The organism is Microvirga sp. HBU67558, assembly GCF_018069605.1.
GTDB lineage: Bacteria > Pseudomonadota > Alphaproteobacteria > Rhizobiales > Beijerinckiaceae > Microvirga > Microvirga terrae.
On the sequence record NZ_JAGPUP010000428.1, the window covers coordinates 1 to 11,022 of the forward strand.

At 64.2% G+C, this 11,022-nt stretch carries 12 protein-coding genes and 1 pseudogene; 5 read left to right on the top strand and 8 right to left on the bottom strand.

Features of this window, described 5'->3' with window-relative positions:
- The 3 genes and pseudogenes from KBI52_RS04265 to KBI52_RS04275 all read left to right on the top strand — a co-directional run.
- Positions 1-270, top strand: a 270-nt coding sequence (locus KBI52_RS04265; RefSeq protein ID WP_210805577.1) for a biotin/lipoyl-containing protein, incomplete at its 5' end; no start/stop codon positions are given.
- A gap of 115 nt (positions 271-385) precedes the next feature.
- A pseudogene (locus KBI52_RS04270) lies at positions 386-799 on the top strand (gamma-glutamylcyclotransferase family protein); the annotation flags it as partial.
- Between the two features lie 271 nt (positions 800-1,070).
- Positions 1,071-1,364: an acylphosphatase gene (locus tag KBI52_RS04275; RefSeq protein ID WP_173947504.1), complete on the top strand. Its 294-nt coding sequence runs from the start codon at positions 1,071-1,073 to the stop codon at positions 1,362-1,364.
- Here KBI52_RS04275 and KBI52_RS04280 read toward each other — a convergent pair.
- On the bottom strand, positions 1,361-1,771 hold the full coding sequence (locus KBI52_RS04280; RefSeq protein ID WP_210805581.1) for a rhodanese-like domain-containing protein: 411 nt from the start codon (positions 1,769-1,771) through the stop codon (positions 1,361-1,363). The two genes, KBI52_RS04275 and KBI52_RS04280, sit on opposite strands and share 4 nt — an antisense overlap.
- A 70-nt stretch (positions 1,772-1,841) precedes the next feature.
- On the opposite strand from KBI52_RS04280, the gene KBI52_RS04285 reads away from it, so the two are divergent.
- Together KBI52_RS04285 and KBI52_RS04290 are read left to right on the top strand one after the other, a co-directional pair.
- Positions 1,842-2,534, top strand: a complete 693-nt coding sequence (locus KBI52_RS04285; RefSeq protein WP_210805583.1) for a DUF599 domain-containing protein — start codon at positions 1,842-1,844, stop codon at positions 2,532-2,534.
- Positions 2,527-2,805 (top strand): DUF3253 domain-containing protein, encoded by a 279-nt coding sequence (locus KBI52_RS04290; protein ID WP_210805585.1) that lies wholly within the window; start codon positions 2,527-2,529, stop codon positions 2,803-2,805. The genes KBI52_RS04285 and KBI52_RS04290 overlap by 8 nt, the downstream gene beginning before the upstream one ends.
- On the opposite strand, the gene KBI52_RS04295 is transcribed toward KBI52_RS04290, so the two are convergent.
- The 7 genes from KBI52_RS04295 to mgtE all read right to left on the bottom strand — a co-directional run bounded on the left by KBI52_RS04295 (position 2,769) and on the right by mgtE (position 10,724).
- Positions 2,769-3,638, bottom strand: coding sequence for a YdcF family protein (locus KBI52_RS04295; protein WP_262266347.1), 870 nt, complete (start codon positions 3,636-3,638; stop codon positions 2,769-2,771). The genes KBI52_RS04290 and KBI52_RS04295 overlap by 37 nt on opposite strands.
- Positions 3,639-3,785: 147 nt before the next feature.
- Complete coding sequence (locus tag KBI52_RS04300; RefSeq protein WP_210805587.1) at positions 3,786-4,490, bottom strand: ribonuclease activity regulator RraA; 705 nt, start codon at positions 4,488-4,490, stop codon at positions 3,786-3,788.
- Positions 4,491-4,584: 94 nt separating this feature from the next.
- A complete protein-coding gene (locus tag KBI52_RS04305; protein WP_173947498.1) occupies positions 4,585-5,238 on the bottom strand; it encodes a glutathione S-transferase family protein in 654 nt (217 codons plus the stop codon).
- 124 nt (positions 5,239-5,362) lie between these two features.
- Positions 5,363-6,535 carry an isovaleryl-CoA dehydrogenase gene (locus KBI52_RS04310; RefSeq protein WP_173947497.1) on the bottom strand — a complete coding sequence of 391 codons (1,173 nt, stop codon included), beginning with the start codon at positions 6,533-6,535 and terminating at the stop codon, positions 5,363-5,365.
- Positions 6,536-6,722: 187 nt separating this feature from the next.
- Positions 6,723-8,162 carry a calcium-binding protein gene (locus tag KBI52_RS04315; RefSeq protein ID WP_210805589.1) on the bottom strand — a complete coding sequence of 480 codons (1,440 nt, stop codon included), beginning with the start codon at positions 8,160-8,162 and terminating at the stop codon, positions 6,723-6,725.
- A gap of 141 nt (positions 8,163-8,303) precedes the next feature.
- The gene (locus tag KBI52_RS04320; RefSeq protein ID WP_210805591.1) at positions 8,304-9,209 is read right to left on the bottom strand and encodes a GH25 family lysozyme; all 906 of its coding nucleotides are present in this window, start codon (positions 9,207-9,209) and stop codon (positions 8,304-8,306) included.
- A 90-nt stretch (positions 9,210-9,299) separates the two neighbouring features.
- The gene (gene mgtE / locus KBI52_RS04325; protein ID WP_210805593.1) at positions 9,300-10,724 is read right to left on the bottom strand and encodes a magnesium transporter; all 1,425 of its coding nucleotides are present in this window, start codon (positions 10,722-10,724) and stop codon (positions 9,300-9,302) included.
- Positions 10,725-11,022 lie beyond the last annotated feature (298 nt).

Here is an 11,022-nt window from a genome sequence, read left to right on the forward strand (position 1 = left end):
ACGAAACGCGAGGCCGAGCTGGCGGCCCTGATGCCGGAGCGGCTGGAGGCCGATACGGGCAAGCTCCTGCTCTGCCCGATGCCGGGCCTCGTGAAGGCGATCAGCGTGAGTCAGGGCCAAGAGGTCAAGGCCGGCGAGCCCCTCTGCATCGTGGAGGCCATGAAGATGGAGAATGTCCTGCGTGCGGAGCGCGACGGCACGATCTCGAAGGTCCATGCCAAGGAGGGCGACAGCCTGGCGGTCGACGCGGTGATCATGGAATTCGCATAAGGCGGACACATTGGGACGTTAGCCTGCCGGCGAACTCCGTACTCGGCCCGTCAAGGCAGGGCTTGTCCCGGCCCTCCGGACGGCGCGGCCGGTAACGAAGGAAGCGTTCAAGCTCATGCCCCTCTACTTCGCCTATGGTTCCAACATGGATCAGGCCGCCATGCTCCAGCGCTGCCCGGCCTCGAAGCCGGTCGGCGTCGCGCGGCTCATGCGGCACCGCTTCATCGTCTTCGATGAGGGCTACGCCACCGTGGTGCGCGATCCGCAGCGGGCGGTCTGGGGCATGGTCTGGGAATTGGCCCTGGCCGACGTACCCGCCCTCGACCGCTACGAGAGCCTGTCGACGGGCCTTTACACCAAAGTCGTCCAGCCGGTCGTGACGGAGCAGGGGCCGCGCCGGGCGATCGTCTATATCGGACGGAGCACCAAGCCGGGGACGCCCCTCCCGGGCTACATGGAGGGGGTGGTGGAGGCGGCTCGACATGCCGGGCTGCCCGAGGACTACATCCGGAGCCTGAGCATCTGGCTTCCGAAGTCCCAGGCTGCCGCACCCGCGCAGCCGCAACCCAAGGTCCGACCCCTCTGGAATGCACCATCGGGCACGATTCCCAAGCCTCGCTGATGCGGCCCATGCCTGAGAGCCGGCCGCTTTCGGTCACGCCCCCGGCGTCCAGGGGGCTCAGACCAGACAAAATCCAGTTCGAGATGGATCCGCAGAATGCGGTTCGTATTATCCAGACGCTGAACGAGGATCACGGCGGGTGACACACCTTGCCCGCCCTGCGCACCGCTGAGGGACGATGACCGAGAGCCGAACGTCGCATGTTTTGATCCATGGGCACGTCCAGGGCGTGAGCTTCCGCGCATGGACGCAACACCAGGCGGAGCTCCATGGGCTGAAGGGCTGGGTGCGCAACCGGCGCGACGGCACGGTCGAGGCCGTGTTCTCAGGGCCGGACAATCTCGTCGAGGTGATGCTGAAGGCGTGCCGGGAGGGGCCCGCGGGGTCGCGCGTCGAGAAGGTCGAGATCCTGGACCCTGACGACCTCGCGTTCGACGTGTCCGGGCGCTTCGAAATTCGAGGGACGGTTTAACGCTTCGACGGCTCGCCGGTCTCGACAGGGCCGCCTGCCTGCTTCCAGGCCGTGAACCCGCCCTCCACGTGGGCAACCGGCTTCAGGCCCATGTCCTGCGCGGTGGCAGCCGAGAGCGCCGAGCGCCACCCGGCTGCGCAGAAGAACACGAAGGTCTTGTCCTGGGCGAAGACCGGCTTGTGGTAGGGGCTTTCCGGATCGATCCAGAATTCGAGCATGCCGCGCGGGCAATGCACGGCCCCGGGCACGCGGCCCTCCCGCTCGAGCTCCCGGGGGTCGCGCAGATCCACGAAGACCACGTCCTCGCGGCCGTGCAGAGGCAAGGCTTCGGCGATGGACAGCGTCCGGATCTTTGCATTGGCTTCGCCGAGCAATGTCTTGTAGCCGCGCGTGATGGTCTGAGGCATGTAGCGTCGCTCCCCATTGAGGCTTTCCACAAACTGGGCAAGATGGCGGCGGAGTCAATCGGAGGAACGGGTGCTGGGTTTCACCAATCTCGATTACGGGGCGCTGGCTTTCTTCCTGATTGCCTGGATCGGCTACCACGCCGCGCTCGAGCTCACGCCGGCCGGGCAGAAAAGCCTGAACAAGCTTATGAACCAGTACCGCTATCGCTGGATGGAGCAGATGGTGGTGCGGGAGAACCGGATCGTCGACACCACGATCATGGCGTCCCTGATGAACGGGACGGCGTTCTTCGCCTCGACGTCACTCATTGCCATCGGCGGCGTTCTGGCCCTGCTGCGCTCGGCGGATTCCGTTCTGCCGCTTTTTGCCGACCTCCCGTTCGGAGAGCCTCCGACACGGCTGGCCTGGGACGTGAAGGTAATCGGGCTCGCGGTGATCTTCGTCTATGCCTTCTTCAAGTTCGCATGGTCTTACCGGCTCTTCAACTACATGGCGATCATCGTCGGGGCGGTGCCCGTCCTGAAGGAGAACAGCCGTGACGAGGCCCTGGCCGTCGCCCGTCAGGCTGCTGCGATGAACGCGGTGGCCGGCAAGCATTTCAACCGCGGACAGCGGGCCTTCTTCTTCTCGCTTGCCTATCTCGGCTGGTTCGTGAGCGCCTATCTCTTCATCGGGGCCACGGCCGGCGTCCTGCTCGTCATGTGGCGGCGCCAGTTCCTGTCGGATGCCCACCACGCAGCCTTGAGGTCCACAGATGTCTAAGCACGCAACGCCCGAGGAAATCGAGGCCGCCCTGCTGGCGCTGCTCGAGGAGCGCGGCCCCGGCAAAACCATCGGTCCAGGCGACGTGGCTCAGGCCATCGGGGGAAACCAGCCGGACGGATGGGGCCCCCTGATGCAGCCCGTGCGGAAGGTGGCGGTGCGCCTGATGAAGGAAGGCCGGATCATCATTCTGCGAAAAGGGCGTCCGGTCGATCCGGATGATTTTCGCGGGACCTATCGGCTGGCGCTGCCGGCCGGTCCGGAATCCTGAGCTCCAGGGAACAGCCGCGACGTGCGCCCGGTCGCGTAGTAGCCGATCAATCCGGCCCATTCCTTCGTGCCCAGATCGAGCCGTCGCAGGCCTTCCGAGATGAAGCCGAAGGGGCGGTGATTGTTGCCCCCGCCGCCGGTGCGGAAGTCGACCGGGTAGGGCGTGACCGGGAAGTCGACCTTTTCGAACACGCCGACGGCCCGCGGCATGTGCCAGGCGGATGTCACGAGAAGCCAGCGCTCGCCCTCCTGCGGCTTCGCCAGGTCACGCGAGAAGAGCGCGTTCTCCGAGGTCGTGCGCGAGCGGTCCTCCACCATGATGCGGGTCGGGTCGATGCCGATGCTCTTCAGATAGGCCGCGATGATGGGAGCCTCGGCCGCGCCGTCGCCGAAGACCGTGCCGCCGCCCCCGGAGATCAGGATCCGGGCGCTCGGGTAGCGGTGGGCGAGTTGGATCGTGTCGAGGACACGCTCCGCCGATTCGTTCGACACGATCATCCCGCGAGAGGCCGAATCCGCCGCCTCGACGGATCCGCCGAGCAGGATGATTCCATCCACGCGTCTCCCGTCGTCCCGGAAGGTGGGAAACCGCTCCTCGAGCGGCAGCAGGACGTAATTGGCGATGGGGAGAAGCCCCAGGGCGATGGTCGCAAGGGTAGCGATCAGGCTCAGGCCGATGCCGATGGAGCGCAGTCGCCTGACGAGGGCGAGGATCAGCCCCAGCAGGATGACGCTGATCAGGAGATTGGACGGCGTGGCGAAGAACCACGTGACCTTTGAAAGGTAGTAGAACACGCGCGGGTCCTCATTCCTGGCGATTTGCGCTTGGAACACCTTCCCACGTCGTCACCGGCCTTGTGCCGGTGACCCCGATGGTGTGAAGCGCCGCACCTTTCCGATCCGGATGGCCGGGACGAGCCGGGCCATGACGTGGCGCCGTTGTCGACTTAGAGCCCGCGGCGACCCGTTGGGCCCGTCGACTTAAGACTTGTTCAACTCGGCCTCGTAGCGCGCCTTGGTTTCGGCGTTCGGCGGATACAGGCCGGGGAGGGGAACGCCTTTCTCGACTTCGCGCATGACCCAGAGCTCATAATGCTCCTGGGCGACGGCCGCCTTGGCGACCTCTTCCACCATGGCGGCCGGGATCACCACGACGCCGTCCCGGTCGGCGACGATCACGTCATCCGGGAAGATCGCGACTCCGCCGCAGCCAATGGGCTCCTGCCAGCCCACGAAGGTCAGGCCGGCGACCGACGGCGGGGCGGCGACGCCCGCGCACCAGACCGGCAGATTCGTCCCCTCGACGCCGACCGCATCGCGCACCACCCCGTCCGTGATGAGGGCGGCGACGCCGCGCTTCTTCATGCGGGCGGTCAGGATGTCGCCGAAGATGCCCGCATCGGTGACGCCCATGGAATCGACCACCGCAATGCAGCCCTCCGGCATGTCCTCGATGGCGGCCCGGGTGGAGCGCGGGGAGGCCCAGGATTCCGGCGTCGCCAGATCCTCGCGGGCAGGCACGAATCGCAGGGTGAAGGCACGGCCGACCATCTTTTCCGTGGCGTTGAAGGCCGGCATCGGTCCCTTCATCCAGCAGCGGCGGACACCCTTTTTCAGCAGCACGGTGGTGATCGTGGCGGTGGACGCGGCCCGCAGGGCATCGGCGATGGTCTTGTCGAGGGTCATGGCTGTTTCCTGACGTTGAGATACGCTTTCATAGCGGGCCCGGATCCGGCACGCTACCGCGGCGGAGCCCCGTCGGGCGCAATCCCGTCGTGCGTCAATCGCGGTCCGGGGCTCCGAGCGGAAAGAACCCGCGATAGGGCCGGGCCTCGTCCACAGCGCGGGCGAAGGAGGGGCGGGCGAGGAGCCTCCTGCGATAATCGAGGACGTGTGGGAACGCCTCGCCGACAGGATGGGCCCAGTCGGCATAGAAAAGAGACGGAGCCGCCGCACAATCGGCAAGGCTGAAGGCGCCGCCGGCGGCCCATTCACGCCCGGCGAGTCTCTCGTCGAACCAGCCATAGGCCCGGTCGAGCATCGCCCGGGCCTCCTTGACCCCGTAAGGATCCCGGTCCGTCTCCGGCCGGATTTGGTTGAACACGATCTTCTGCATCGGGGTTGCGACGTAGTTGTCGAAGAAGCGATCCATTAGCCGCACGTCGAGAGCCTCCCGCGGATCGTCCGGGATCAGCCGCACCGGTCCAGGGTGATGGAGGCCGAGATGCTCGATGATGATCGTGGCTTCCATGACGGTCCGGCCGGCGTCCACGAGCACGGGGAAGCGCTTGATCGGCCAGAGCGCCGCCAGTTCGGCGTCGGCCTGCTCGTCGCCCAACGTCCGGTATTCGAACGGTGTGCCGTTCTCATAAAGCGCGATCAGGACCTTCTGGCAGTAGGCCGAGAACGGATGGGCATACAGCGTCAGGGTCATCGGGGCCTCGCGGTGATCCATGAATGCCTCACTGTAGCTGGATCGGCCTGAATGAAAATCACCACCCGAGCGTCACGCCCGGGTGCTCGGGAGCAGCCCTGGCGTGCCGTCGAAAGGGAGCCGCTCATGCGGTTTTGGCGAACAGCTCGCGGCCGATCAGCATGCGGCGGATCTCGCTGGTGCCGGCGCCGATCTCATAGAGCTTCGCGTCGCGCAGCAGACGACCGGTCGGATAATCGTTGATGTAGCCGTTGCCGCCGAGAAGCTGGATCGCATCGAGCGCCATTCTGGTGGCGTTCTCGGCCGCATAGAGGATCGCGCCGGCCGCGTCCTCGCGAGTGGTCTCGCCCCGGTCGCAGGCTTTGGCCACCGCATAGACATAGGCCTTCGCGGCGTTCATGGTCACGTACATGTCGGCGACTTTGCCCTGCACGAGCTGGAACTCGCCGATGGCCTGTCCGAACTGCTTGCGCTCGTGGATGTAGGGGAGGACCACATCCATGCAAGCTTGCATAATGCCCGTGGAGCCGGCCGCCAGAACGGCGCGCTCGTAATCGAGGCCCGACATGAGCACGTTGACCCCCCGGCCGACCTCACCGAGCACGTTCTCCGCGGGCACCTCGCAATCCTCGAACACCAGCTCGCAGGTGTCCGAGCCGCGCATGCCGAGCTTGTCGAGCTTCTGGTGGGTGGAGAAACCCTTGAAGTCCTTCTCGATCAGGAAGGCCGTCATGCCGCGCGGGCCGGCCGCCGGATCGGTCTTGGCATAGACCACGAGGGTGTCGGCCGTCGGGCCGTTGGTGATCCACATCTTGTTACCATTGAGCACGTAGCGGTCGCCGCGCTTCTCGGCGCGGGTGCGCATGGAGACCACGTCGGAGCCCGAGCCCGGCTCGGACATGGCGAGCGCACCGAGATGCTCGCCGGAGATCAGCTTCGGCAGGTAACGGCGCTTCTGCGCCTCGCTGCCGTTGCGGCGGATCTGGTTGACGCAGAGGTTCGAATGGGCCCCGTAGGACAGGCCGACGGAAGCCGACGCCCGGGAGATCTCCTCCATGGCGATCACATGCTCGAGATAGCCGAGCCCGGCCCCGCCGTACTCCTCTTCGACCGTGATCCCGTGCAGGCCGAGCTCGCCCATCTGGGGCCAGAGGTCGCGCGGAAACTGGTTCGTGCGGTCGATCTCCTCCGCCCGCGGGGCGATCCTCTCCTGGGCGAAGTCGCGCACGGTCTCGCGGATGGCATCGGCGGTTTCGCCGAGATCGAAATTGAAGCCCTTGGCGGCGTTCGGCAGCATCGTGTCCTCCCTGTTCCATTCGTCGACTCGCAAGAGTACGCGATGGATCGATTTTCTGATCCATCATTTTGGTCAGCAATGCTGCCCTTATCAAGCGGGAAGGCGGAGAAATTTGGCTGAACGGCGACAAACGGAAACTCCCCAGCCTAGGGCCGGGGAGTTTCGAGGGTTGGTTCCTGTCTGTCGATCAGAGAACGAAATCGCTGAGCTTGAGGAGCTCCGGCTTGTTCTTGATCTGGATCTGGAACTCTGCGGCCGCATCCTTGTCCGTGTTGCCGGAGAGGATGCCCTTCTTGGCATCGTAATGAAGCTGCCCGGCCTTGGTGAACGGCTTCTTGCCCGTCAGAAGCGCCTTGAAGGCGTTGTTGCCGGCAACCTTTGTGTTGGCGTCGATGCCACTGAGGTCGATGGTGTCGACGCCATGCTCGAAGTTGACGATGATGTCCCGATCTTTTCCAAGACCCGCTTTATTCACGCTCGAGAAGATGAACGCGTCAGCTTCCGAAGATCCGGCGAGAACGTTGCGCCCTCCATCGGCTCTCAAAATATGCTCCTCTGCCTTGGAAGGATCGTCTTGTGAGCTTTGCGACTCGGTATTGTGAGGTTTGGGATCCACCTCATGTGACGTGTCTGCCGAGTTGTCAGCCGGATCGTTCTTCTGGATCTCCTCCAAAATCTCGGCACGAGACCAGTTGCGACCTGGGATCGACCAGTCCTTCTCGTATCCTCCGAGCCACAGATCCTCGATCAAGCCCTTTGCGGTGCCGGGAGCTTCCGAGAAATAATTCTTGATTGTCAGCTTGCTGTTATGAGTTGATGTGATGCAGAGATCGTCGCCGGTGCGATCGAATTTCGAGACGATATAAGCGACGAGGGCTCTGTCATTCCCACCCTCGTCGAACAAAATGTCCGTGCCGCCGGTTTCTTCCATCTTGTACAAATCGTCTCCGGTGCCGCCTTGGAGAATGTTGTCGCCGCGACTGCCCAGAAGGGTGTCGTTGCCTGCACCACCCAGCAAGGTGTCATTAGCGAAATAGCTGTGGAGGTAATCGTTCCCGAGCCCGCCATCCAGCAGGGTGGGAAGCCCCGTCGGATCGGCGTAAAGGAACTCGTCTTCCATGGAGGGCCACGATTGCTGCAGGGCGTTCAAGACATCGCCCATCTGCCATGTGACGCTTTCTTCGAACGGAGAGTAGGAGTTGAACCTCAGGGCCTCAATATGGCCACCATTCCCACCCGTGACGAAATAGTTTCGGACCGTCACAGTGAAGGCGGAAAAGACGAGGTAGAGATCGTTGCCCGAAGGATCGGCCGCGCCTCCTGCGCCAACCCGATAGACGCCCTTCAGCGTGTAGGGAGCGAAGTCGATTGTATCCGTGCCGCCGACGTCGTTGATCAGATACGTACTGGCGCTGCTTGTCAGCACATATTGATCGTCGCCCAATCCGCCTTCGAGAGTATGGTTGCCGACGGAGGCGACGAGGATATCGTTGCCGGCTCCCGCCCGCAGAAGATCATTGCCGATATAGGCCTCCAGGACATCGTTGCCATTGGTGCCGTCGATAATGTCATTGCCTGTGGTGGGACGAGGGGTCGTCGGATCTGGGGGTGGGATATGAAAGGGCATGTCGAGCTCCAAAAGTCTCAAGCTGCGACAATTAAGCAGTGTTATAATATAACGTCAACCGATCTCACTGCTGAACCTGGGATAATCTACCCAGATCGATTTGGGTAGGTTTCTCTACGCGTAAGGCTGTCTAGGCTAAAGTTACTCCGTAACTTCAGCGCTCGCCGTCTGGACTGCATCCATGGTGCGGCAGACGCCCTGCTGGCTCAGGCGGCTGTGGTCGCGGGGGTCGCAGGCGCTCTGGACGAACATGCGCCACTGGTTCTCCGTGCCGTAGAAGGTGTTGCGGTCCACGTCGCCCCTCACGCCGGGCACCCGGCCCGTGGTCGTGAACTGCCAGAAGGTCCAGCGGCGGTTGTTGTAGCGCACGTGGGGCTCGGCGGCCGTGCTGCGGATCCAGTAGGGGTAGTCGTTGTACTCGCCTTCCAGAATTTCCTTATGGAAGGTGATGTCGGTATAGATGATCGGCCGCTTGCCCGTATGGGCTTCCATCTCGCGCAGCATCACGTCGATCATGGCGAGCGCCTGTTCGCGCGGAACCTTCTTCGGGCAGTTCACCGATTGCCCGTTCCACTCCACGTCGAGGACCGGCGGGAGGGCATCGGGATCCTGGGGCACGTTGCGCTTGAACCAGGCCGCCTGCTCGTGGGCAGGGCGGCACCAGTACACGAAATGATAGGCGCCGCGCGGAACGCCCGCTCTCCTGGCGGCCTGCCAGTTCTCGTGGAACTTGCTGTCGATGTGGTCGCCGCCCTCGGTCGCCTTGATGAAGGCGAACTGCGTGCCGGCCTGGCGCAGGGCCGCCCAGTCGACATCGCCCTGCCACTTGGAGATGTCGACCCCGTGGATCGGAAGCCGGTGAGCGGTCGCGACGCCGTCGTGCGGGCGGGCATCGCCCTTGGTCGGGTAGCGGCTCGACGAGGGCATGATCGCGCAGGAGGCGAGCCCCAGGGCGACGACGGCGAGCGCGCTGAACCGAGCAGCCTGGACGAATGTCTTCAGGCCGGAACTCTTGGAGCGGCTGGAGGAGCGGCGGCGAGTCTTCATCGGTTCAACTGTATTGTACGCAGGACTGGAGCACACCAGAGATGACGCAAGAGCGTTAACAGGCCCTTACGACAGCGCTGCGAAACAAGCTTACAGGTGAAACCAGGCCGTTGCGATACCCAAAAAGGCGAAGAAGCCGACGATGTCCGTGATGCTGGTGACGAACGGCCCTGACGATACGGCAGGGTCGACGCCGAACCGGTTGAGCGTGAGCGGCACGAAGATCCCTCCGAGCGCCGCGAAGATCAGGACCGTGATGAGGGCGAGGCCGATGACGAAGCCGAGCTGCCAGGATTGGAACCAGAGCCCCGCGAGGCTTCCCAGGATGACGGCGAAGACCAGCCCGTTGAGCAGGCCGACCGTCGCCTCGCGGCGGATGATGCGCCAGGCGTTGGACCGGCCGAGCTCGCGGGTGGCGAGGGCCCTGACGGCGACCGTCATGGTCTGGGTGCCGGCATTGCCGCCCATGGATGCCACGATGGGCATGAGGATGGCGAGCGCCACCATCCGCTCGAGCGAGCCCTCGAAGAGCCGGATCACGCTCGCGGCCAGGAAGGCGGTGCACATGTTGGCGAACAGCCAGGGGAACCGGCTCCGCTGGATGTAGAAGACCGTGTCGGAGAGCTCCTCGTCCGATTTCACGCCACCGAGCTGCTTGATGTCGGCGTCGGCCTCTTCCTCGAGCACGTCGACGATGTCGTCGACCAGGATCACGCCGACGAGCCGGCCGGCCTCGTCGACAACGGCTGCCGACACCAGGTTGTAGCGCTCGAACAGGCGCGCCACCTCCTCCTGGTGCTCCGTGGCCTCCACCCGGTCGGGCTCGGCGTTCATGATGTCCTGGATCGTGACCGGGCGCTTGGAGCGCAGAAGCCGGTCCAGAGGCACCGATCCGAGCAGGTGCGCGGCCGGGTCGATCACGAAGATCTCGTAGAAGGTCTCCGGCAGATCCTCGGTCTCGCGCATGAAGTCGATGGTCTGCCCCACCGTCCAGAAGGGCGGCACGGCAATGAACTCGGTCTGCATGCGCCGCCCGGCGCTGTCTTCCGGATAGTCGAGGGACCGTTGCAGCGCGACGCGCTCGATCGCCGGGAGCTGATCGAGAACCTCGGCCTTTTCCTCCTCGGGGAGACTCTCGAGAATGGTAATGGCATCGTCGGAATCGAGGTCGCGCACGCCCTCCGCGACGGTCGCGGTTTCGAGCTCCTCCAGGATCTCCTCGCGGACCGCCTCGTCCACCTCGGTCAGGGCGGCGAAGTCGAAAGACGTCCCGAGAAGCTCGATGAGGCGAGGGCGCTGGTCCGGCTCGAGAGCTTCGAGAAGATCGCCCAGTTCGGATTCGTGGAAGTCTTCGACGAGCTTCTGAAGGCGCTCGACCTCTGACGCCTCGATGGCGTCGGCGGCGGCGGCCAGGAATTCCGGATTGAGCTCACCTTCCTCATCCCTGAAGGCCAGGGATTCGGGTTTGGGCCCATCGGGCTTCGGGAGCGGCGTCTTGTCTTCGACTTCCAGCATCAGCCGTCCTCTGAAGGTGGGTTGCCGCCTTTTAGGTGCGCGGGCGGGCCCATGCAATGCGCCTAAAAGACTTTCTCGAAGAATCGCTTGGCGGTTGATCCCGGACGCTTGTTTCAGGAGCGTATGACGATGGTTCGACCGCCTGCGGCGGCGACCTCCCTGGCCAACAAAAAAGGCCCCGGAAAGGGGCCTTTTCGTCTTCGACACGAGCGTGCCGAAAGTTGGTGCGGTCAAGAGGACTCGAACCTCCACGGGTCTCCCCGCTACCACCTCAAGGTAGTGCGTCTACCAATTCCGC